This is a genomic window from Streptomyces sp. NRRL F-5650, assembly GCF_000721365.1.
GTDB lineage: Bacteria > Actinomycetota > Actinomycetes > Streptomycetales > Streptomycetaceae > Streptomyces > Streptomyces ardesiacus.
This window is the reverse complement of the sequence record NZ_JOGV01000044.1, coordinates 1-22,627: the sequence shown is the minus strand read 5'-3', so window position 1 is coordinate 22,627 and position 22,627 is coordinate 1. Positions and strand designations below refer to the sequence as shown.

Here is a 22,627-nt window from a genome sequence, read left to right as displayed (position 1 = left end):
CTGACCAGGAGCGATTCGATGACAGCAACACAGCAGCAGTGGCGCCGACGGTTCTCGGACCTCGTCGCAGGCCGCCACAGCCCGACCGGGGACCCGGTGGACGCCGGCGCGCGTTTGGTCGTGTCGGACCCCGACGGGACGGAGGTCTTCCGCGCCGCCCTCGCCCGCCATCACCGCTTCGAGGATGACGACGACCAGGTCATATGGATCAGGCCCCTGGTCGGCGGCCAGGACACCGTAAACGGCTACCTGTTCAACCTCAGCCTGGTCCGGCGGCGATCTCTTCCGGTGGCGCATGCCTACCTCGTGGCCGACGGCGTGGAGATGGAGCTGACCACGGGGCAGAAGGCACGGATCGAGCTGGCCGACGGCCCCGAGCTCGAGCAGCTGGCCCGCTGGGACGACTTCACCAACCGTCTCACCCCGGAGGAGGACGCCGCACTGGGGCGGCTGGACGCCGACTCCTGGCATGGGCGCTATGCGTGAGCGGCCCCGTCGCCCATGCCGAAGGGCGGCGGCGGGGCGTGTTGGCATGATGTCCCCGCGGCCCGACGGGCCGCGAGGGGACCACTGGCCCGCCCCGAACGGGGACGGCCGGCTGGACGATCTGATGGAAGAGCCGGACCGCACTCGAGAGGAGGAGACATGGCAGATCGAGCACACCCAGTGACCGATCAACGGCACGCTGACCTGCGGAGCCCGCTGGCGGAGCACGAGCGCGACCTTCCCGTCGATGTGAGCTGGCTGCGCCGACGCGCCAAGCTGTTCGCGACCGTGTCCGGACGAGAGTTCCATGTTGTCACCGATCTCTCGGCGTACGCCTCGGTCAGCGGCATGCCCTATCTCTCGCACTATGCCGCCCAGGTGTATCTGGGCCCGAAGTCCGCGCGGCTGAGAGTGCCGTTGATGGCCATCAACCTCGCGCTGGTGACCACCCGCGAAGAGGCCGATCGCGCCCTCGCGCACGAGACCATGCACTTGGTCGTTCCTTCGTACGGTCACAAGGCGGCCGCCTTCGCCCGGGCCCAGCTCTTGCTCGACAAGGTCGGACAGCTCACCGCCGCGCCGGTGTAGGCCACGTCCGCGGCAAGCTGGCCGGCCGTCGCTGTTACCCCCGTACGACTTCCCAGGGACCAGCGGTTGCCGGCCGCCCCTTCCCTCAGAATGTTGCTTATCGGCATTCCAGTATGTACTGTGATGGATGTCGGCCGGGAGATCCCGCCGATCGGAGCCGCTGTTCGCGGCCTTCGAATCCAACCCCGGTGACCATGACGCGCGCCAGCGTGCCGATCACGGGACCGATCCTTCTCGGAGACCCCATGCCGAGCACCATGAGGAAGCCCTTCAACCCCGTCGAGGCCGCAGCCGTCCAGGCCGCGGTGGAGCGCGCGCAGACCGGTCAGGCCAGCAAGATCGGCCCGGACCCGACCCTCCACAGCCAGGATTCCGAGCTTCGCTGGATGGAGGCGGTACTCCGCCACCGCCTGTCGCTCCACTCCCTTGGCCGCCCGGTCGCCATCCACACCAGGGACGACGACACCCACCCGCTCGTCGCGGACGGCGCGCACTTCCCAGCGGTGGCGCTGTCCATCCCCTTCACGGACGGGACGCTGGACTTCCTCGCGACCTACGACGACCGCCGCCGCCTCACCTTCGACCTCCTCGCGCCGTGCGACCGGTGCGGCAAGCCTGTGCCCACCGAGGAGATCAACTCCCTGGAAGACCTGGGCGACTACCTCCTCCAGGCCCGCGACGGGCTGGGGGGATCCCCCCGACTCCGCACCTCCCCCGCGCACGCCGCCTACTGCCTCGCACGCAGCGACTGATCGCGCTTCCCCCTTCCCCACTGGCGCCCCCGGCTGATGCAGCCGGGGGCGCCCTGCATGGAGCGACACCTCACCATGACGACAGTCATTCCTTTCGCCGACGCCGGCAAAGAGCCTGTGCAGCACGTGCCGGCCCCCGAACCCACCCCTGCCACACACGGCCCCTTCGGCCGGGTGGTCACCGCCCCCGAAGACGCGTCGGCGTCGGCGTCGGCGAGGTGGGTGACGTGGCTGCTGTTCATGGTCCCGCTGTGGATCGCCGAGTTGCGGGGCCTCTCGGAGCCCGAGATCGAGCGCGTCTCGGCGCGGGCCGCAGACCTGATCGCCAGTCACGGCGACGACGCCCAGTACGGCGGCCACCACCAGCGCAGCGCGCGCACCGCCATCGCCCAGGCGCTCGCCGTGCTCGCGAGAGCCGACGGCGGCGTGACCGCGCTCGGCATCCAAGCGTGCGTCCGCCCCCACGCCGGCTGCCCCGGCACTTCACCCCCGCCCACTCCTCCCCTTCGAAGCACGAGGAACGAGATGTCTGAGAGCAACACGACCGGCCGCACCACGCCCAAGCGGCTCCTCACCCAGAACTCGGACCTGAGGAGGATCGGCGTATTCAATTGGACACTTCCGGCTTTCGTGATCGAAATGCCGGACGGAAGCCATTTCAACGTCTGCCCTCAGGCGGGCGTGTGCGCCCAGCTGTGCTACGCCCGAGTCGGAACGTACCGGTTCAAGAATGTCCGCGCAGCCCACATCCGGAATCTTCTCCTCTGCCGGGACAATCCGGAGGAGTTCGAGAGGCAGATGACGGAGGAACTCAGGCACAAGCGGTATGCCGGCAAGTGGATTCGCGTCCATGACTCAGGCGAATTCTTCTCCGACGACTACCTTCTCACCTGGATGCGCATTATGCGCAGCTCGCCGGAGGTTCGCTTTTACTGCTACACCAAGGAGATCTCTCGTTTTAAGCGGCTTGTCGTGAACGATGCGCCCGAGAATTTTCTCTGGTGCTACAGCCTCGGAGGAAAGGAGGACCACCTTATCGACCTGAACACCGAGAGGCATGCGGACGTCTTCCCCGATGTGGAAGCGCTGATCGCAGCCGACTACACCGACCAGACAGAGTCGGACCTCCTGTCGGTCCTCAGCGAATCCCCGCTTGTCGGAATCCCGGCGAACCGGATTCCGCACCTTCTCAAGAAACAGGGGCAGGAGACATTCGGCAGCCTTCAGCGAGCGCGCGACGAGAAGCTGCGCGCGAAGAACGCCGGCGCGGGCCAGGGGTTCGCGCTGGCGCACTGAATACTCGCGGGGGTGTCTTCGGGGCCGGGCGGACATGCGCCCGGCCCCGAAGACACCCCCGCGGGCGTGCGGCGACGCCACCTTGAGCGCTCGTTGCGTATTACCCTACCGTGATGTACTTTAGCGCCTGCCCCTGCGCGACTGAGGGCGTCGGCGCAGCTAAGGATCCAACGATGCCGGCAACCCCTCGACCTCGACCGACCAGGCCCCCACCCGCGGGACCACGATGACGGCCTGCGGGTTCACTGCCGGTCCGACAAGGAGTAACGGTGATTCCCGCCGACGCCGATGAACTCGTGACCTCACAGGACATCGCGGAGAAGTACAAGGCCAACGAAGGCAACGTGGCCTACTGGACCACGCTCCCGGGTTTCCCGGAGGGTTGGCCGTCCGGTCCTGGACGGACCCTGGTCCGCGACGCCGCGCTGGTGGACGCGTGGATGAAGAAGAACCTCCCGGTCCACTGGGCGAAGGGGCAGGACTCGGACAACCCGTTCGGTCTGCCTGCCGGCGGCCCGAAGGATCTGGTGACCCTGTCGGACATCTGCGCCTGGGAGGGCAAGGCCCTGGGCCGGAAGGAACCGGTGCCGGAGGGCACCCTGCGGAGCTACATCTCCACGAAGAAGATGCCGGGCCCCGACCGTGCGCCCGGTGACGGGAAGCGGCCGGAGGTCACGGAGCGGAAGTGGTTCCGCAAGACGGCCTACGAGTTCGTGAACCGTCCGCGGCGCATGCGCCGGCAGACGAAGACCGAGGAACCGGTGGCCACCGAGCAACCCCCTGCGGCCGACGGTTCACTTCCGAGCCGTTCGTCCACCGCGCGCACTGGGAACGTCGACGCCAAGGACATCGCGATCACGTACAGCGTCAGCGGACAGACGGCCCGGGGGTGGCTCCGCGCTGAGGGATTCCCTGCGGCCGGCGAGCACGGCTACAGCGCGGCCGAGGTGGACGAGTGGGTGCGCGAGAATCGCCGGCGGACCTGGGCCGCGGCCCAGCGCCGCGCGGAGCTATCCGGCCACGCCTGGGCCGACGCGGATGCCGGCGCCCAGAAGGACCGCGCCGAGCCGACACCGGCGGCGGAGCCGGCCGCCGAGGCGCAGGGCGAACAGGCGCAGCTCACTGCGGAGATGATTGGTCCGCGGTACGGCGTCTCCGAGCACACCGGCCTCCAATGGGTCGACGTCAAGGAGAAGCGGGAGGGCGACAGAGTCATTCGCCAGGCCTTCCCTGCACCGCGACGCACGCAGCCGCGCACCTATGACCAGCACGAGGTCGACGCGTGGGTGGAGAAACACCGACCGCACGTCTGGGCGGCTTTCAAGGGCACGGGGCCGGCGCTGGTCCACGATCTGCCCGAAGGGGATCCGCGGGACCTGCTGGACATCTACGACTTCGCCGAGGTGCTGGGCATGACCACCCGGGGCGAGGCCCTCGCGCGCGAGACCGTCCGCGCCTATCACGCCCGCGGCCAGGTCCCGTTCGCCGACAGGACCGCCGATGACGGCAAGAAGCCTCGGGTCTTCCAGGATCACTGGTATCGCGAGACGGTCTACAGGTTCATCCTCAGCCGCAGGGGGTCCGGCCGCTTCGGTCCCCGGGCCTAGGAGGCAATTCGTGGCCCTATCCCGTCGACCGGCTGCCGGCTGTTGACCGGCTCGGTGGGCCGGCCCGCGAGGCGGAAGGCCGCTGGAAACGCGTAGGCCCGCCGGTCAATTGACCGGCGGGCTCCCGGCTTTCACGTGCTGCTGGGGGTTTCGTTGTGTCTCGATGAGTTCTATCGGGTAGTCCCGGGTGCGTTGTTGGCGACGAGGGCGTCAAGTTCCTCATCGCTGACGATGACGAACGCCGTTGCCGGGACCCGAGCGACCTGCGCCTCGTAGCCGACGCTGCGGAGGCGCCGCGTAAGCGATTGCGCCTCGTACGGTGTGAGGACGTACTTACTCTCCGGCGGATCGGCGAGAGTCGTGATGCGGTAGATCCATTCGTGGCCTGCCTCGTGCGTGGGCACCGTCGTTCCATGCGCTCGTGGTGACGACCTCTTGGTGACCGTCACCCGTCTCTGTCCCTGGTCGGGACGTCGTGCATGGGCATCACTGAGCGCGGCCTCCGGGTGGAGGCCGCGCATCTGGCGTCAGCGGTGTGGCGCGCCGCCCGGGTCAGCTGCGCTTGCGGAAGAAGCGGCGGCGAGGACGGGGCTGCGGCCGGTACGGCGGCTGCCCGGCCAGCTCGTAGACCGCGTCGTGGAGCTGCGGGTGCGCCAGGAGGGTCCAGCGCTTGCCCAGGGCCGCCCAGACTTCCGTCAGGGCGGTGCGGGGGTCCGTTCCCAGGAGCATGCTGTACGTCGCCGCCACGGCGGGGGTGCGCGAGCGGCCCGCGACGCAGTGGAGAAAGACCCGCTTGCTTTCCTTGCGGAGCCGGAGAATCTGGCGGGCCGCCTGGTCGAGGGCGTAGTGGAGGTTGGGGTTCTCGCCTTCCTTGTCGACCAACCAGACGCGGACGTGTTCGACGTCGGCCTGGGAGAAGATCGGCCCCTGTCCGACGCGGCAGAGGGAGACGACCGCGTCGACCGGCGGTGTGCCAGCGAACTCGGTCATGGGGAGGTTGCCGAGCAGGACTCCGGGGTCGGCGGGGTGCTGGGCGACGAAGCCCTTTCCGGCGTATCCGGGGATCTTGACGCGCGGGGCCGAGGGCCAGCCGTCACCGTCGTCCATGCCCTTGCGGGCGGTCAGGACGGCCAGGCGGACGAGATCGGTGCCGGACATCGTGGGCCAGCCGTTCACCGCCTGCTGCCAGTCGAGCGGGATCGCCGAGACGCCCCAGCGCGCTCCCAGGAGGGCACCCGCGATCGCGGCCACGGTGTCCGTGTCGTTCCCCGCCCGGACGGCCGCTTCGGTGGCGAGCTGGAAGTGCTGGGCGGGGAACGATCCACGCTCCGGTGCCAGCTCGGGAACGGGTGTGCCGGTGATGGCGGACCACGCGGCCTGGAGGGCGGTGACGACGTACCCGTTGCGGGGCCAGTGGTGCGGCGGGTTCGCCTCGGCCTCGTCCAGCCTCGCGTGCCAGATCTCCTGCCGGTCCTCGGGGAGCAGCGCGATGCCGTCACGGACGCCGTCGAAGGTTCCTTCCAGCACGGCGGTTCGGATGCCCGAGCACCACAGGATGCACGCCTCGACGCACTCGGGGTCGGAGTGTGTGAGGGAGCTGATCATGGTGGCGGCCCGGGCCATCCCCTCGACGTCGTCCAGGTAGGCGAGGGCGACGACGCCGGTCCGCATCAGCGAGCCGTTGCCCGCGCTGAACTGAGTGCGGGCGGTGTAGGCGTCGGCTTCCGCCAGCATGGCCTGCGCGGGTGTCCCTGTCTTACGGGCCTTCGCAGCGCCGAGCACGCTGCGGGTCTGGTTCCCGATGTCGCTCGCGCCGCCGTCACGCCAACGGTGGAAGTTGCGGGCGATCTGGTCGAGCGCCGTGGTACTGGTCAGGTCGGCTCCGGTGGAGGCGACAGCGGCGATGCACACGTGCATCTGGGTGTCGTCGGAGTACTCGCCGGGCTTGTAGGGGCCAAGGCCCCCGCCGACCATCTTGGGACGCCCGTCGTCAGGAAGGGGACGCATGCCGAACTCGTACGGCACGCCCAGGGCGTCTCCGCATGCGGCGCCGAGGAGGACGCCAGCTGCGCGGTCGGTCGCGTGGATGTTGAGCGGGTGAGCCGCCGGGATCAGGGTGGCGGTCGTGGGGTCAACGAGCTTCGTGTTCACGGGTGTTCTCCCGAGGTCATGTACCGCGTGGGTGGTCCGAGGAGGGCGGGGGCGGGGAGCGCGGCGTCAACTCGCGTGGCGCTCAAACCCGCTGTCGCTACGTCAGAGTGACACGGCCGAACTGCTTTCGTCAACATGACGATTAGCGTTGCGTGTTTTATTTCTAGTGTGTACTTTAGTTGCTGTCGGAGGCGCTCGACCGTCCTGGATGACGCGCCCCGCTTCCCTTCGTCGGCACCGCGCCCTGAACGTCAGCGGCCGTACGTCCGGCATCGAAGTGCACGCCCACTCACAGGAGTTCTGCCATGAACAAGGCCCAGCTCGTCGACGCGATCGCGGACAAGATGGGCGGTCGCCAGCAGGCCGCCGATGCTGTCGACAACGTGCTCGACGCCATCGTCCGCGCTGTCGTCGCCGGAGATCGCGTTTCCGTCACCGGATTCGGATCGTTCGAGAGGCTCGACCGACCGGCCCGCTACGCCCGCAACCCCCAGACCGGCGAGCGGGTGCGGGTCAAGAAGACCTCCATCCCCCGCTTCCGGGCCGGGCAGGGCTTTAAGGACCTGGTCAGCGGTTCCAAGAAACTCCCCAGGGGCGGCGAGGTCTCCGTCAGGAAGGCCCCCAAGGGAAGCCTCACCGGCACCTCCGCCGTGGGGAAGAAGGCGGCGGCCAAGAAGGCCACCACGAAGAAGGCGGGAGCGACGGCCAAGAAGACTGGCCCGGCGAAGAAGGCCGTCAAGGCCACCCCCAAGAAGTCGCTCGCCTGATCCGCCGTTGCCGGGCCCTTCCCTCCCGGCGTTCCTGCTCGACGGCCGGGCGCTGGCGCGCCCGGCCGGACCGGAGAGACTTCTGATGAACTACCTCGTGATCGACGGCACCCGCGTCGTATCTGCCCATCGGACTCTGGCCTCTGCCCGTTCAGCGGAGGCGCAGGAAATCGGGCGCAGCGCCGAGCCCGGTCCGCTGCTGGGCGGCGAACCGGCCTGGTGGACACGGCGGAACGGCGGTGTGGCGGAGCTCGGCATCCTTCGGACTGACGCGGCCGAGCTCGGCTTCCGCTTCGAACTGCGTGCCTGCCAGGCTCCGGCCGGCTCCTGCCGCCACAGGCCATGCGGCACCTACGCCACGTGGGCGGTGAGCCGCTGGTACGGGCTCCTCAGCGAGCTCGCCGCGTTCGTGCCCCTGTCATGGATCTGGGTCGGCAAGCGCAGCGCCGACCCCCGCGGCGACGCCCCGCAGTTCCTCGCCGAGGGGCGGGTCCTCGTCGACCGCCTGACCGCAGAGATGCGGGAGCCCCTGCGGGTCGTCGAGCTGCCACCAGCCGACCCGCGGACCCTGGACGAGCGGGCCCGGGCAGCTCACGCCCTTGTAGTGCGGTTCCTGGCGGGGCATCTCGGCCCCGCCTCCGCACCGGCGTCCGTCGCGGTCCGTCCGGTTCTCCACGGCCAGGATCTGCATCTGCGGCTGGACCCGTCCGTCCCGGCGTGCCTGCCCATCTGCGGCACCGCCTTGCCGGGCCGCGGCACTGACGCCACAGGCGCCGAACCGGACGTAGACGCCTGTGACCAGTGCTTCGGGCGCGCCCCCATCGTCCCGCCCCCCGTTCTCACCGCCGCCGAGTACGAGACGTGGACCGCATACATCAACCAGCTCGGCTCACGACCGGCGAATTGAGGAGGAGTCACCTCGTGTCCGAGGCTTCAGCAGCCGTCCTTGCCGGCTCGTCAAGCAGCTGGCGCTTCGCCTGCTCCGGCGCAGGTCCTTCAGCGCCGGGTACCTGGCCCAGGTGATCGACCTTGCCGTACGTGAGGTGGTCCGCAGCCAGTTCGACGAACCCGAACGACGGATACAGAGTCGCCGTCGACGTGGTGCGCGACGGCGTTTCGGTGCAGTGGTGGCCGGCCGCGCTGCCCGAGTCCCTGACGCTGTGGGAGCAGGGAGGAATCCGGCAGCTCTCTGTGGCACTGCTGTCGGCCAGGTTCACCGTGTCCGAAGGAGGTGAGCGGGCACCCCACGCCATCAGGTTGCATATTTAGGCTTTCATATGTACTGTAGTCATACCTGGTTGATCGGCCGCCCCCTCCCCACAGCCCCTACGCCGCCCCTCGTGGGCGCCGTGAGGGCGGCCGCCAGGCCACTGCACCGCTGCGTGGCGAACCCCGCAGCCCTCCATCTCACCGCCCGGGCCGCCGAAGCCCGCCTCGAACTGGGAGACCGTCATGGGCCCGAGCACCCCACAACAGCGCCGGACACCGCCGCTCGACTCGCTCAGGGAACTGGCGCCCGGCGCCGAGCTCGTCAAGATCCGCGCCAACCCGCACAACTGGAGCCAGGCCGAGCTCCTCGCCGCGTACACGTGGCCGCAGTACGAGGGCGACCGCCTGGTCCCCCTCGACCACGGCAGCTACCCGGACGACTCGCACAACACCGCTCTGACCATCGGCGAGTTCCTCAGCCGGTGCCGGCAGCTCCCCGTCGTACGCCAGCTCCAGGCCAGCGACGCCGCCTGCACCTTCCTGGTCGAGCTCGCCCGCCCCTCCTGGGAGCTCTCCGGCGGTGATTCCCAGTGAGCGCCCCGGCGATCCCCGCGGCGTGCGCGCACCGTCCCACGCACGGCGGCCTGGTCGTCCCGTACGTCTCGTTCGAGCACAACGGTCTGCCGGTCTTCGGCGGGCTCAACCCGGGCAAACGCACCCGGGCCTTCGAGAACGGCCTGTGCCAGATCTGCGAACGACCCCTGGAACGGTGGTTCTACGTGCTGGTCCGCCCCCAGGACGTGGGCATCGGGTACGCGCCGGAACCGGGACTCCACCCGCCCTGCCTGATGTATTCGGAGAAGGCGTGCCCGATGCTCATCCTCCGTCAGTTCGCGATTTCTGAAGCACTGATCCGCCGGAACTCACGAGGTAAGGCACGTAACGGCCAGCCTAGACCGTCGGGTTCACGAATCCCGGGTTGTTCCCCGTGGGGCACGTCATGAGTCCCCGCGTCTGCCGCAGGGGCCGTAGGCGACCGATCCCGTTCGACTGCAAGTTGGGCGCCGATCACTCAGGTACCTGTAGCCCCTTCACCCACCGGCCACGCCTGCCAAAGAACCCCGACGATCACCCTGCTCTTCTCGCGATGAGCAGGGGCGATCGTCAGTGCGAATCCTGATCAACACTGCTGCCCCTTCGCTGCCCCTTTTCAAGGAGAGCCCTGTGATTGCTGCACTCTTCAACCCGCTGGACATCGAATGCCTCGTGAAGACGGCTGTGGAGCTGTGGGAGGAAATCGACCCCAGCGATCTTTCCGAGCACCAGCAGGACATGCTCAACCGCGCACGCGTTGCCATGCTCGCCGAACATGCTGGCCAGCAGCCTTCCTTCCCCGAAGCGGTGAGCCTCATCAGCCCGCGCTCGGCGGGCCAGGCATGGGTGCTGCGCCGCTGGGACCGCCACGAGGACGTGGTGACACTCCATGGTGATGAGGACTCCGCGCTGGCCGAGCTCGCCACGTACGTGCGTGGGGTCTGGGACAACCTCGTTGGTAAGGAAGGCGTCCCCGAGCAGCCGCCCACCGACGACCGCGAGGCCGTACGGCTCTACTACGGGCCCGAGCGCGACGACCAGCCGGACGAGGGATACAACCTCTACGCCGAGGACATCGCCAGGCGCGGCCGGACCCGCATCGTGCCGCTCAGCTACCGCTTTCCCGATGCGGATGCGAGCGAGCGGGCGAATCAGGACGCCACCTTTCACCCGCAGACCGACAACAACGACCTCCCGTGCGTCGAGGTCGATGGCGTCCTGGTGTTTACCTACCTCGACCATGAGGTCGGCGCCGTCCGGGTCTCCGTGCACTGCGACACTGCGGCAGACCGACTGGTCCGTCCCGACGGCACCGTGCCGCTGCGCGTGGAAGTCGAAGATGACGTGGTGCTGGATGACAGCGCCGACGGCACTCCCAAGCGGGATCTGCTGACCAGGCTGCTCGATGCAGCCGATGACCATCAGGATCAGGCAATCCGCGAAGCAGCGTTCAAGGCTGGCGTTCTCTGGCGCTGCCCGACCTGTCAGTGGGACAACCCCGGCGAGGCCGCGTGCTGTGAAGGCCCTGGTCCCTGCCGCGTCCCGAAGCCGAAGGCGACCAGCTGACGAGGGAGCCCTGGGCCGGCCAGCCGGTCGGCCCAGGGTGCGCATCTGGACCCGTCACGAGGACACCACGGCGCCCTACGCCACGGAAATCGCCGACGTCGAGGACCACGTCCTGCCGCTGCTGCGGGAGAAGGGCATTCGATACACGCAGGTCGCGCGGGCCGGACGGCCGGACTCGGCAGGCGTCGAAGTGCTCTCCGACACCACGAACCCCGGCAAGGTGTTCAGCCGGGGTCCGTGGACGCTCATGGACGAGATGGAGGAGAACGGCACCGTTCCCCAGTACGCCGGTGGGCATGCGTGCAGCCAGAAGCACAAGGCTTTCTCGATTGAACGCCTCCAGCTCCAGCGGTCGGGCGGGCAGACCGTCGGCAAGCTCTTCGGCTACAACGCCGACGAGTACAAGCGAGCGGCCAAGGCCAACAAGTTCCAGGCCCAGCGCAACAGGAAGGCCGGCTACGAGACCTTCGCTCTTGACTACCCCTTGCTCCGCCTCGGCTGGGGCCGCGAGGACGTGCAGGGCTACGTCAAGGACCGTCTGGGATTGACATGGCCAAATCATATTGCCCGGTATGCCCGTTTTCCGGAGTCTGTTCGCCTCAGCCGGACCACCTGAAGCGTCTGCGAAAGTACCCCGCCCTCGCGGCGCGCGTGCTGCGCCTGGAGTACCTGGCGATGGCCCTGAACGACAACATGTCCCTCTACAAGGAGGACACCCTGTTCAGGCGGGTCACCGACGACCAGAACACCGAGGCGCTCGGCCAGTTCAACGCCCGGCTGGACGAGGAGACATGGGCGGTCTACCGGCTGCGACGCACCTACACCCCCGGCCGCCGGCCCGAGTGCAAGACCGCTCACGGTGACCGTTGCACCAAGCCCGAGTGCCGCGACAGCAGCATCAAGGGCACCGTCTACCGGTCCGTGGAGACCGTCCGTACCGGCAGCCGCACCGAAGTGGGCGCCTTCCTGCACAACGCCGCCACGGCCCTCAACCGCCCGGTCGAGCACTCCACGAAGGCCCACGGCGCCGGCATCGACCGCGTCCACACCCGCGTCCGCCCGGACTCAAAGACGCACGGCACGGGCGAGGACTTCTACGTGACTGCCCGGCCGGCGTCCAGGACAAGGCCCGCGACGGCTTCGCCGATGTCTGGGCCGCGATGACCGCCGGCCAGTAGGCCCCCAGCCCCCTGCGAGGAGAGATGACCACCCGCACCCTGTCCCCTGCCTCATACGACAAGCTCACCGCCACGGTCGCGCGCGACACCGGCGACCGGCGCACGGCCGCCCTCTGGAGCCACGCCACGGCCCTCGCCCGGCACGCCCACGAGCACGGCCTGGCCCCGGCTGACGACCGCCCGCCGGGCCCGGACGGCCTGCTGAAGTCCCTGGAAAGTCTCGCCAGCTGTCACCCCGCTCTCGCCCCGCTCGCCGATCCGGCCGTATTTCCACTGTGGGAGCAGCCGCTCAGCTCCGCCGCTTGGACCACCATCGAGGAGTTCTGGGACCGGCACCCCGCCCTCGAAGATGAGCACCGCGTGGACGGCTACGCACTGGGCGACACCTACCAACTGCTGTCCGACGAAGCCCGCAAGGGGCGCGCCCTGTGCCAGACCCCGCCCTGGGTCGCCCGTCTCCTGCTGCGCCTGTCGCTGGAGCCGGCCATCGAAGAGTGGGGGCCGGCCGACGTCCGGATGATCGACCCCGCCTGCGGGACCGGGCACATCGCCGTCGCCGCGTTCCACATGGCCCGCGTTCCGCCGATCCGCGGCCGCCGCTCCACTCCGCTCGGGCACGGGCCGCGGGCCGCGGGCCGTCGAGCGGGCTCTGGTAGCGGTGTCGGGCGTGGACGTCGACGCGTACGCAGCCGCGCTGACCGCCTACCGGCTCCTGGCATGCTCGGCGTCCGTCCTCGGCGTGGGCCTGGACCGCGTCCCGGAGTCGTTGCCCGTCAACGTGGCCGCCGCCGACTCCCTGCTGGACCGCACCGAGCCCCTGCTCGCCGCCAGCGCCTACCACGCGTGCGTGGCCAACCCCCCGTACATCACTCCGAAGGACCCCACCGTCCGCGACCAGATCCGGGCCGCGTACCCGCAGGTGGCGGCCGGCAAGTACTCGCTGGCCCTGCCCTTCACCGCGCTGATGCTCGAGCACCTGGCCGTTCCGGGCGGCTTCGTGGCGCAGCTGACCGCGAACTCGTTCATGAAGCGGGAGTTCGGCCGTCGGTACGTCACCGAGTTCCTTCCCCGCTTCGACGCGCGCTGGATCATCGACACTTCCGGGGCCTACATCCCCGGCCACGGAACACCCACCTGCATCCTCGTGCACCGGGGCCCGGCCGCCGGTCGGCGACACGGTCACGGTGATCCGGGGCAACCGTGGAGAGCCCCGCATTCCGGAGGACCCCGCAAGAGGGCTGGTCTGGAGAGCGATCGAGGACGCGGTCGACAGCCGACTTGCCTGGGACCGGTTCCAAGCGGGTGCGGACCTCGCATGGCGCGGCGGAGGCCCTCAGCATAGATGTTGCGTATTCACGATCCAATGTGTATTGTCATTCTCAGATCGGGCCAACACCCCGCCACACCAACCCACTTGACGAGCGCCGCTCCAGGCGTCGCGCCGTCTCAGCGCATCCGGGGGACTGATACAGATGAAGCGGAACAAGCCGCTCATAAAGCGCCGTAAGGCCGGGACGCAGTACCGGCGGCGGAGGCTGCATCCGTGGGGAAAGCACGCCTCCTCGTACTGGGCGCTGGCCGTGCCACAGGCATTCACCGGGACCGGCCAGACCGTCCTCGACATGACCGGAGCGGTGCCCGCGGGCGCAGACGAGTCCACGCCCGACAACCCGCGCTACGGCTCCGTGCTGCGCTGCCGGCTCGACCGCGACGGCCGGACCCAGTTCGTCTACGGCATCCAGGTATGGGGGCGGTACCGGAGCGAAAGCCCGTCGGCTTACGGCAAACGCATCTCGGACGCATTCCGCCGATCCCTCCCCACGTCGCCGGACGTCCACCACGTCTTCGTCGCAGAGCGACCGGCGTGCGCCCGCGGGACCCGGTGCCCTCTCACGCGGCACTGGTACACGGCCATCGAGGCCGACCTGTCGACGCACCAGCAGGATCGGTGCCCGATGGGCGTCCTCAACGACGGCCCGCCCTGGCGCCTGATCGGTCGGACAGTCCCTGACGGCCGCCACATCTACTGACGCCCCTCCGCACAACACTCCGGGCCGCCCGCGCTGCTCCCTCGATTCCGATCGGCCTGGCCCCACAAGCCATCCCGTCCCGTGATCCGACGTGCCCTTGGCCGCCGCTCTCGGCCCCTCCGACAGTCCTTCCCCCGGCCACCCCGATGCGCTGTTCTTACAACCTCAGGAGCCCCACATGGCCAAGATCACTGTGGTCACCACGATCTTCGGACCCGTGCGTGTCCAGCGCCTGGAGCGCACCAGCCCCGACCTGGCACCGGTGCGATGCCAGCCAGCCGAGAACATCTATGCGGTCAAAGGCAACCGAGTAGCTGGCATGTTGGCCATCTCCCCCGCCTACGACGACCAGAAGCGGGGCGACTTCCACCTCGGGGCGGAGAAGGTCCGAGCCATCGTTCCGACCCGGTTTGGCATGAACTTCGGCCGAGGCGGAAGCACCCGACCGCTCCCTGACGGAACACCGGTCAGGCATGACCCGATCCTCACCATCGACGGGCTGGAGGTCCAGTCCCCCGGGCTGACCCTGGCGCGCGGCGGTGACACCACCGACTTCCCCGTCACCATCCGCGCAGGCGATTGGTCTTCGAAGCCAGCCCCCGCCCTGGTCGCGACCATCACACACGAGGTCGTCCGGGCGGTCCTGACTGTCCACGAGGCCGACCCCGGCTGTGTTGCCGCCGCCGATCGGGCCTACGCCCGGTACCGGGCCCGCGACCGGCGCGCATCCGCCCAGAGCGACTTGCGGGCCGCCCTTCAACTCCGCGCACAGGTTCAGGCACGCATCACCCGCCTAGAGACCTACCTCTCCGCCACGGATCCCGAGCGCACCGACATGCGGCCGTAAGTCGCCTCCCCGGTTCATCCCCACACCGGCGCACCGCGGCCCGCAGATAGCTCTGACACGCGAACCGGCGCTGCACCCCGGTGACACCAAGCAAGCCCGCATCACCCCATCCGGCCATCTCAAGCCCTGAAGCCGTCCAGTCACCTTATGGAGCCCTCATGGATACCACCCGCACGCGCCTGCCCGGCATCACTCTCCGCGACGCAGCGCCCGCCGACACGGACGCCGTCATGCGGCTCCTCGCCGACGTGAACCCCGACGATCCCGACGCGTTCGAGGACGTGCGGCCGAACCTGTCCCTGCCGCAGGAAGGGCCACTCTCCCACTTCCGGGCCCTGATGGTCGTGGCCGAAAGCGATGAAGGCGAGACGCTCGGCGTCCTCATCGGAGGCGTTCCGCTGTGGCTCTTCGACCATCCCGGCATCGACGTGCCGCTGGCGCACCTTCTGGCGGAACGGACCGCGATCGTCACCGCGGTTGCCGTGGATCCCGAGCAGCGCGGGCGAGGCATCGGGGCCGAACTCATCCGGCATTCCGTACGCCGCTTCACGCGCGCCGGCTACGGGCTGCTGACCCTCAACTGCTTCCCGGAGCTGGAAAGCTACTACCAAGGTCTCGGCTTCTCCATCATGAACGGCCTGAACGTAGCTCTCGGCCCCCTGAACGCGGTCGGGCACCGATGGGGCGATACCCGGGTGGCCGCCCGGCTCCTGGACCGGTACACGACCTTCGTCGACGTCCCGGGCCTCACCTCCCCGGTCGTCTCGGGCCTCCTTCCTAACACCCGGATGGCCCGTGGCGCGTACTTCGACGGGGAGCAGTTTCGCGCCTGAACCGATCACACCCCGGGATGCCTGCCCTCCCGGGGCCACAGAACCCACGCACGGATGCAGGTATCAGCCCGGCATCCAGAACCGAGGAGGAACTGATGCCGGTTGTCGACGGTAAGAGCCCGAGCCCATGGGGCCGATGGTCGCTGCGATGGGGCGCGCCGAGTGTCGTTGTCGCCCTGGTCAGCGTCTGGGTACTGGAGCCCGCCAGCCTTGTCGGCGCGATCATTGTGGCCGGGGTGGCACTGACCGCGCTCCTGGTCTTCGTCGGCACGATGCCCCGCCGGCAGCCGTCGGGTCCAGCAGCGGGCGCGCAGGGGCGCCGGCGAGTAGCAGGCTCCAGCGAGGCGGCCGGTGTGCCGCATTCCCGAGAACTCGAATGACGGGCCCGGCATGTGATCGCCCGGCCCGCCCCCCGAGGGCGGGCCCCGGAGACGTTCACAACTACCCATGATGTTGCATATTCGTGTTTCAGTATGTAGATTGATTGCATCGCTGGCGGGCCTCCAAGTCCACGCCGCACAAACCCTCTTACTGCTCTGGAGTCCTGCCATGCTTGCTGTCGTCCACGAGGTAGACGCCGCCCTTCTCGCCTACCGGAGGGGCTGGGCCGACGTCTGGCTGACCCTCGTGGACGTCACCACCGACCTGATGCACCTGGCCAGTCACATGCGCGCCGACGTCGAACGCTGCCTCGACGGCGACGCGAAGGCGCGACTCGACGAACGGCCCCTGGCGGCCATGCCGAACCTCGCCCCGTCCGTCGAACCGATCCAGAACACGGACGACTCGGCCGCCGGGGACCACCTTTTCGACGTGTACGTGCACGCCAGCGACGCCGCTGCCGCCCTCCGCGTGCACATGGCAGACGACCCCTACCCCAGCTTCTCGAAGGCGCTGCACGTGCTGCTCAACGATCTGCGCGCCTACGCCCAGGGCCTCGGCTTCGACTTCGACGAGGTCATGCGCGCGGCATCCCAGGCCCACCGGGTCGACCAGCGCAAGGCCAAGTAACCGGACACTTCCCGGCACCGCCGCCCCCGGCGGAGCCGCCGCCCCACGAACGATCCTGTCAGGAAGGACCTTCATCATGACCACGCCCCTGATCCCCGCCCCGGCTCGATCGGGCCGCGGCTCGATACGCATGCACCTCGACCGCGGGGAGCACCCCGCGACCCGGGTGCCGCTCCTCGGCACCGATTTCGACAATCCGCCCGCCGTCTGCGGAGGCTGCGCCAACACGGTGTTGAAGCAGCTCGATGACGGTCGAGAGCGTCTCAAGTGCGGGCTTCTGCCTCGTGGAAGCCGCGGACTGCGTGGCCCCGATCTGCGCGAGTCCATGCCCGCGTGCGTGAAGTACGCCGCCGCGTCCGCCGCGCCGCGGAACATCTGATCTTCCTGACCACGCGCCCGGGCCCCTCCGCCGGAACCCACGCCGGTCCCGCACGCCGAGAGGCGGCGGGCCCGGGCGCGGTCGGGATTCCCCTCAACCACCCCCGCACCCGCCTCACTCCGGAGACGTGATCATGCTGCCCGGCCTTGCCCAGCACATCGACTTCCAGCCCGCCCACAACGACTACACCCGCGGGTTCCTCGTCGTGAGCAAGACCGACCGCCCCACCGTGTACGGCTACGTGTGGGAACACACCCTCTCGGACGGCACCACCACGTGGGTCGCCCAGCCGGACACGGCCAACAACGCTTCACGCATCCCCGGGTTCCAGTCCCGGGAGTGGGCGGGTGAGTTCCTGTACGAGCGCGAGTGGCCCAAGTTCATCCATCGCGAGGACACCGAGGCCAACACCCTCCCGCAGCCGGGATGCACCGAGCGCGCGCCGTGCGGGACGTGCTCCCTGTGCGAACCCGACCTGGCCCGCCGCGGAGTCCTCTAAACGAGCCGGGTGATGCCGCTCGAACGGCACCCATAACCACAACATGCAGGTCCCGGGGCCGCAGACGGCGGCCCTCCCGCTCGCGGCCCCGGTTACCTGTCCTGACCACAACACCCCACCCACCCACGCCCTGGAACCCTCATGTCCGCTGACTCCACCGCCGCCCTCGTGAGCGAGGCCATCGACCAGGTGCTCACCCACAGGGAACGGAACTGCACCGATCCGAGCTGCGCCCGGCACGCCGGTACGACCGACTGCCCCCCGATCACCGTCAGCCGTAGCCCCGGCTCCGTCCTCGGCGAAGCGGTCGCCGAGGCCTGGCACGCCGCCGGCGGCAGCCGGCTCGACATCCCCGCAGGGGTCGTCGCCGCCCTCGCTCTCTGGCCCCAGAAGTCTCCCGGCGCCGAGGCCGCCGACACGATCGCCGCGTACATCGCCGCGCAGCCCCCGCGCGTCCTGGTCCGCGGTCTGGCGGAGAGCGCCGACTTCTACTGGGGCCTTCGCCCGGACCTGTGGACCGCTGCCCGCCCGCTGTTCGACTGGACCAGGGAGGACCTGAACGACACGGAGTTGGCGGGTGTGCGGGCCGTGGCCCCTGCCGCGCTGCGCCACGGGGTCCTCCAGCACACGGGGGACACTGACCCCGCCGAACGGTCCCGGATCGACCTGCTCTCTTGGGTCATCACCAGCCTTCGCCACCACCACTCCCGGCGCAGCCTCGGCGAGTACCACACCCCGCCTGACATCAGCGAACTGCTGGCCGCAGTCCTGGCCGCGGACAACGGCGCAGGGGGGAACCGCCGGCGCGGCGAGTGGGCTCTCGAGCCAGCCGCGGGCACCGGAGGACTCTTCCGCTCCGCCGCGCAGGACCTGCGCCGCGACGGAGAGGACCCGGCGGAGCGCGGATGGATCATGCTCGAACTCGACCCCCTGGCCGCCGCCGGAGCCGCCGTCAACGCCCTCGTCTGGGAACTGGGCCCCCGCGCGTTCGTCGGATGCGGAGACGTCCTCGCACAGCTCGACCTGGCCGAGGACACCCTCGCCAAGGCGCGCGACATGGCGCGCCACCGCGACGACGTCATGAAGCTGATCGGCTTCGCGATCGCCACCCGCACCACCGACCAGCTGCTGGACGCCCTCACGGCCAGCAGGTGGCGCCTCGCCCGGTCCACACCCCGTGGGCCGGGCCTAAAGGAGGATGGCGGAAGCCCACGACCACCGCGAGAGCCGGGACGTAGCCCGGGCGCTGCGCGCCGTCATGCCCGCGCCCAGCCGTACCCGCGTGTACGTGCTGACCTGCGGATGCCCCGACGCCGAGGGCCTGTTGTCCTGGCACATCGACACCGAGCCCCGGTCCTACGAACTCGAGCTCTCCCCCGCCGCAGCCGGCCCAAGGCAGGTCCGCCTGACCAGTCGGCCGCTCATCGGTGACGGCACCGTCTGGAGCGAGGACCTCCTCGTTCCCGGCGCCCCGGCCGACTGGGCGCACTCCCTCGCACGTCTCGTCGCCCGGCTCACCCTCGCCGACCGCAGCCCCCTCTCACTCGACTGAGCAAAGGACCACCGTGTCGAACCGCACTCCCCTGACCGGCTGTCTGCCCGACTTCGGCCGGCACCGCGGTTACCCACCGCGCTACGGGTGGCTCCGCAAGGTCTACGACGCCCTGCTCCAGGACCAGACCGCCCTGCGCCGCCCCGACGCGACCATCGTGCTCGGCGTCGGCAAGAGCATGGTCCCGTACCGTGACGGTCTACAAGGCCGGCGACATCATCCCCAGGGTGCAGGGGGCCGTGGTCCAGCTGCGTCCGGAGGGTGCACGGGAGGTGCCGCTTCCCGAGGTCTGCCCGAACTGCGGTGGCGAGATCAACAAGGCGCAGGAGCGGTGGCGGTGCGCGAAGGGCACTGCGTGCGCCCTCCCGGCACTGATCGAGTACGCCGCGCAGCGCGAGATGCTCGACATCGACGGCCTGGGCAAGACCTACGTGGCGGCCCTAGTTGCGTCCGGCTACGTCAACGACGTCGCCGATCTGTTCACCTTGACCGTCGAGCAGCTCACCGAGGCGTCCAAGAGCGCCAAGCGTGCCGCCAAGCTCGCCGAGCAGATCGAGGCCGCCAAGGCACTCCCGCTCAGCCGGGTCTTCTGCGCACTGGGCGTGCTCGGCACCGGGCGCAGCATGTCCCGCCGTATCGCCCGGCACTTCGGGACCATGGACGCCATCCGTCAGGCGGACGCTGCCGCTCTGCAGGGCGTTGAGGGCATCGGCCCCGAGAAGGCCCCGGTCATTGTCGAGCAGGTCGCCGCCCTGACACCGGTCATCGACAAACTGATCGAAGCGGGCGTCAACATGACCGAGCTCCGGGAGGCGTCGGCGGCGGAGGGGGCAGGTCCGCTGGCCGGCAAGGTCGTGGTGGTCACCGGCAAGATGAGCGGTCGGCTGGAGGCCTACGGGCGGTTCGAGATGAACGCCCTGATCGAGAAGGCCGGCGGCCGCGCGGGCAGCAGCGTCAGCGCGAAGACGTCCATCCTCGTCGCCGCGCCGTCCACCGGAGGCAAGCCGAGCTCGAAGGCAGTCAAGGCGGCCGAGCTCGGCGTCACGGTCCTCGCCCCCGAGGCCTTCGCTGAGCTGGTTGCCGACTACCTGGCCTGACGCAAGGGGACCGGGGCGGGACGTCACGCGGTAAGCGCGACCCCGCCTCGCCACCTGCGCAGCCCAGCGCACCGAACGGCCGGGCCAGGACGCGTGCCTGCTGACCCTGCACCGGCCAGGCTCGGCCATCCACTCCATGTGTTGCCTATTGATATTGCAATGTGTATTGTCATTTCATCGCCTGGTGCTCGGCACCCGCGATCTCTCCCCAACTCCCGCGCGTCCAGGTAGGGATGACATGCACTCGAACACGCCCGAACTGTCGGACTCCGAGCTTCTGGCGATTGCGGCCCGGGCCGCCAAGCGGGCCCCGGTCAAGCCCAACGATCTCCTCATCCTCACCGAGCTCCAGCGGGCGCTCTACCGAGAACTGCACGCCTCCGTCGGCCAGTTGGTCCGGCCGCCGGTCCCGGCGGAAGTCTCACCAGCATCCTCGGCGCGGGTGCGGAATGCCATCGACGGCATCCTCGCCGAGGAAGAGGAGATGGCTGTCTTCCGGCAGATGTACGACCACCTGGCCCTCGCGGCAGGAGACCAGCGGGTGGCCGATCAGATGCTGGCGCTGTCCAGCGGCCAGCACGGTCCGGGCGGCTCGTTCCTCAAGCACATGCTGCGGTTCGCGGCGGCTGACGCGTACGCGAACACGGTCCAGATGCTCGTCGTCGACTTCCTGAGGACCACGGACAAGCAGACGCTTCGCGCGGTGCTGGCCCAGCTCGCGGGCCTGGAGTGGACGCTCGATCCGGACGACAGGCACCAGCGGACAGTCATTGATCCGCCGGGCGTCGTCGTGGATGACACCGACGCCGAGGTCCGCCGGTTCCGCGAGTTGGGGCTGCGCCCCGATGCCGCCACCACGGGCCGGAGTCTCGCCCGCTCGGACGACGCGGCCTGGGAGGCCCCCGACCAGCACCGCATCCGTACCTGGCGGCGCCGGTACGTGGAGGCCCACAGGCAGAGTCTCGACTGGGCCCGGGCAAAGGCGGAGGTGTACCGCCGGGAGCGTGAGCGGTTGGCGCCCTACGGGCACCCGGACGGCCTGGAGGCGGCCGTGGTGACGCAGCTGCGGCAGGAAGCCGACCGGGCCTCCTCCGCTCGTCTCTTCCAGATCGGCGACTCCCTCGGCCAGATGGCACTGCGCCGCGTGGAACGGCGGGCAGAGAAGACCACGACCCCGTTCGATCCCGCCCACCTCCCGGCCTCGCGCGGGATGCTGATCCTCGACGCCCCCCTCGAATTGCCCAACGGCCGACGCATCGTCGGCTACGTGTGGGGCCCCTGGTCGCCCCGGACGGAGGAGGGCTGGTTCCTTCTGCGGCCCGACCGGCTTCTGGAGCCGGTGGAGCCTGCGTACGATGACGCCCCCTGGACGTGGGTCACTGCGCTGACGTGCGACGAGTCGCTGCTGAAGCTGCCGTTCTCGCCGTACGAGACCCTGCTGGCGCGCCCCGGTGAGGTCCTGGATCCCGAGACCCGGCTTCGCGACCCGGACAACCCTGAGCGGTACCGAAGCGGATCGGGCCGCCAGGGCGGCCAGGAGCTGATGCTCCGCCACGTACGGTCCCTGTGGGAGCTGCTGACCCAGCACAAGCGGTCTACGGTGCGGGTCCTCGCCCACCAGGTCCACCAGCTCAAGCCGGGCAAGCGCGATGCCGAGCGGCGGCGGGGCATCGCCGATTCCGGCCAGGTCGAGAACTGGTGGGTGGACCCGGACGCGGGCCAGCGCTTCCGGGAGCAGCAGCCGCGCGAGCCGCGCGAGGGCGGAACCGGCCGCACGCTGGCGGTCCGCTACTGGAGAAAAGAGCACGAGCGCCAGCAGTGCCCGAACTCCCACCAGCACGCCGCCCTGGAGTCGGAAAAGCCCGGTAGCTGCCCGCACTACGAGATCACCATCCCCGAGCACCCCGTAGGGCCCGCCGACGCCCCGTGGTCCGACCGGCTGCGCCGCGCCCGCCTCCGCCCCTCGGCGACGCCCCGGCGCGCCGCAAACACCTAGCAGACCCCCTGTGGCCGGGCGGGCCCCGTCCCGCCCGGCCACAGGTCCCACGGCCCATGCATCAAGCCCGACATCCCGATCGTCTTCAGCCGAGGAGTCTCAATGACGGAGTCAAGCCGCTCGCGCGACCGGCAGCTCGGGGGTGAAGACCCGATTGTCGCGCAGGAGAGCCCACAGGACGCTGGCCCG

At 69.6% G+C, this 22,627-nt stretch carries 23 protein-coding genes and 2 pseudogenes; 23 read left to right on the top strand and 2 right to left on the bottom strand.

All coding sequences use genetic code 11. The features are described 5' to 3' along the window. The first annotated feature begins 18 nt into the window (after positions 1-18). The 5 genes from IG88_RS0130285 to IG88_RS0130265 all read left to right on the top strand — a co-directional run bounded on the left by IG88_RS0130285 (position 19) and on the right by IG88_RS0130265 (position 4,729). Positions 19-486 (top strand): hypothetical protein, encoded by a 468-nt coding sequence (locus IG88_RS0130285; protein WP_031048112.1) that lies wholly within the window; start codon positions 19-21, stop codon positions 484-486. A gap of 159 nt (positions 487-645) precedes the next feature. Beyond that, positions 646-1,074: a hypothetical protein gene (locus IG88_RS0130280; protein WP_031048109.1), complete on the top strand. Its 429-nt coding sequence runs from the start codon at positions 646-648 to the stop codon at positions 1,072-1,074. Between the two features lie 245 nt (positions 1,075-1,319). Continuing rightward, the gene (locus tag IG88_RS0130275) at positions 1,320-1,826 is read left to right on the top strand and encodes a hypothetical protein (protein WP_234332365.1); all 507 of its coding nucleotides are present in this window, start codon (positions 1,320-1,322) and stop codon (positions 1,824-1,826) included. A 525-nt stretch (positions 1,827-2,351) separates the two neighbouring features. Further along, entirely contained in the window at positions 2,352-3,122 is a 771-nt protein-coding gene (locus tag IG88_RS45365; protein ID WP_037837033.1) for a GP88 family protein, read from the top strand. A gap of 269 nt (positions 3,123-3,391) precedes the next feature. Then, positions 3,392-4,729 carry a hypothetical protein gene (locus IG88_RS0130265; RefSeq protein ID WP_031048098.1) on the top strand — a complete coding sequence of 446 codons (1,338 nt, stop codon included), beginning with the start codon at positions 3,392-3,394 and terminating at the stop codon, positions 4,727-4,729. Between the two features lie 170 nt (positions 4,730-4,899). On the opposite strand, the gene IG88_RS0130260 is transcribed toward IG88_RS0130265, so the two are convergent. Together IG88_RS0130260 and IG88_RS0130255 are read right to left on the bottom strand one after the other, a co-directional pair. After that, the gene (locus IG88_RS0130260; protein WP_031048095.1) at positions 4,900-5,133 is read right to left on the bottom strand and encodes a hypothetical protein; all 234 of its coding nucleotides are present in this window, start codon (positions 5,131-5,133) and stop codon (positions 4,900-4,902) included. A 148-nt stretch (positions 5,134-5,281) separates the two neighbouring features. Further along, positions 5,282-6,880: an ADP-ribosylglycohydrolase family protein gene (locus tag IG88_RS0130255; RefSeq protein ID WP_234332363.1), complete on the bottom strand. Its 1,599-nt coding sequence runs from the start codon at positions 6,878-6,880 to the stop codon at positions 5,282-5,284. A gap of 305 nt (positions 6,881-7,185) precedes the next feature. Between IG88_RS0130255 and IG88_RS0130250 the strand changes: the two are divergent. From IG88_RS0130250 to IG88_RS0130180, 18 genes and pseudogenes are all read left to right on the top strand, one after another. Next, positions 7,186-7,638: pseudogene (locus IG88_RS0130250) on the top strand (HU family DNA-binding protein); the annotation flags it as partial. A 94-nt stretch (positions 7,639-7,732) separates the two neighbouring features. Beyond that, positions 7,733-8,554 carry a hypothetical protein gene (locus IG88_RS0130245; RefSeq protein WP_031048091.1) on the top strand — a complete coding sequence of 274 codons (822 nt, stop codon included), beginning with the start codon at positions 7,733-7,735 and terminating at the stop codon, positions 8,552-8,554. A gap of 131 nt (positions 8,555-8,685) precedes the next feature. Further along, positions 8,686-8,916, top strand: a complete 231-nt coding sequence (locus tag IG88_RS43525; RefSeq protein ID WP_158854111.1) for a hypothetical protein — start codon at positions 8,686-8,688, stop codon at positions 8,914-8,916. A gap of 183 nt (positions 8,917-9,099) precedes the next feature. Next, entirely contained in the window at positions 9,100-9,450 is a 351-nt protein-coding gene (locus IG88_RS0130240) for a hypothetical protein (RefSeq protein WP_031048089.1), read from the top strand. A 630-nt stretch (positions 9,451-10,080) separates the two neighbouring features. After that, positions 10,081-11,016 (top strand): hypothetical protein, encoded by a 936-nt coding sequence (locus IG88_RS40420; protein WP_051852119.1) that lies wholly within the window; start codon positions 10,081-10,083, stop codon positions 11,014-11,016. A gap of 37 nt (positions 11,017-11,053) precedes the next feature. Continuing rightward, positions 11,054-11,632: a hypothetical protein gene (locus tag IG88_RS44575; protein ID WP_234332362.1), complete on the top strand. Its 579-nt coding sequence runs from the start codon at positions 11,054-11,056 to the stop codon at positions 11,630-11,632. Positions 11,633-11,667: 35 nt separating this feature from the next. Continuing rightward, complete coding sequence (locus IG88_RS44570) at positions 11,668-12,180, top strand: hypothetical protein (protein ID WP_234332361.1); 513 nt, start codon at positions 11,668-11,670, stop codon at positions 12,178-12,180. A 681-nt stretch (positions 12,181-12,861) separates the two neighbouring features. Then, positions 12,862-13,536: an Eco57I restriction-modification methylase domain-containing protein gene (locus IG88_RS44565; RefSeq protein WP_234332360.1), complete on the top strand. Its 675-nt coding sequence runs from the start codon at positions 12,862-12,864 to the stop codon at positions 13,534-13,536. A 130-nt stretch (positions 13,537-13,666) separates the two neighbouring features. Continuing rightward, positions 13,667-14,224, top strand: coding sequence for a hypothetical protein (locus IG88_RS0130220; RefSeq protein WP_031048085.1), 558 nt, complete (start codon positions 13,667-13,669; stop codon positions 14,222-14,224). 178 nt (positions 14,225-14,402) lie between these two features. Continuing rightward, a complete protein-coding gene (locus IG88_RS0130215; RefSeq protein WP_031048083.1) occupies positions 14,403-15,071 on the top strand; it encodes a hypothetical protein in 669 nt (222 codons plus the stop codon). Between the two features lie 230 nt (positions 15,072-15,301). Then, on the top strand, positions 15,302-15,904 hold the full coding sequence (locus IG88_RS0130210; protein WP_234332359.1) for a GNAT family N-acetyltransferase: 603 nt from the start codon (positions 15,302-15,304) through the stop codon (positions 15,902-15,904). A 549-nt stretch (positions 15,905-16,453) separates the two neighbouring features. After that, on the top strand, positions 16,454-16,915 hold the full coding sequence (locus IG88_RS0130205) for a hypothetical protein (RefSeq protein ID WP_031048078.1): 462 nt from the start codon (positions 16,454-16,456) through the stop codon (positions 16,913-16,915). Between the two features lie 76 nt (positions 16,916-16,991). Next, positions 16,992-17,294 carry a hypothetical protein gene (locus tag IG88_RS0130200; RefSeq protein ID WP_031048076.1) on the top strand — a complete coding sequence of 101 codons (303 nt, stop codon included), beginning with the start codon at positions 16,992-16,994 and terminating at the stop codon, positions 17,292-17,294. A 133-nt stretch (positions 17,295-17,427) separates the two neighbouring features. After that, on the top strand, positions 17,428-17,793 hold the full coding sequence (locus IG88_RS0130195; RefSeq protein ID WP_031048073.1) for a hypothetical protein: 366 nt from the start codon (positions 17,428-17,430) through the stop codon (positions 17,791-17,793). A gap of 141 nt (positions 17,794-17,934) precedes the next feature. Then, positions 17,935-19,224, top strand: coding sequence for an N-6 DNA methylase (locus tag IG88_RS41830; RefSeq protein ID WP_051852118.1), 1,290 nt, complete (start codon positions 17,935-17,937; stop codon positions 19,222-19,224). Next, positions 19,221-19,517 (top strand): annotated as a pseudogene (locus IG88_RS45170) (hypothetical protein); the annotation flags it as partial. The gene IG88_RS41830 and the pseudogene IG88_RS45170, both read left to right, overlap by 4 nt. A 19-nt stretch (positions 19,518-19,536) precedes the next feature. Next, on the top strand, positions 19,537-20,442 hold the full coding sequence (locus IG88_RS0130185; RefSeq protein ID WP_234332357.1) for a helix-hairpin-helix domain-containing protein: 906 nt from the start codon (positions 19,537-19,539) through the stop codon (positions 20,440-20,442). A 238-nt stretch (positions 20,443-20,680) separates the two neighbouring features. Beyond that, the gene (locus IG88_RS0130180; protein ID WP_031048066.1) at positions 20,681-22,438 is read left to right on the top strand and encodes a hypothetical protein; all 1,758 of its coding nucleotides are present in this window, start codon (positions 20,681-20,683) and stop codon (positions 22,436-22,438) included. The last annotated feature ends 189 nt before the right edge of the window (positions 22,439-22,627 follow it).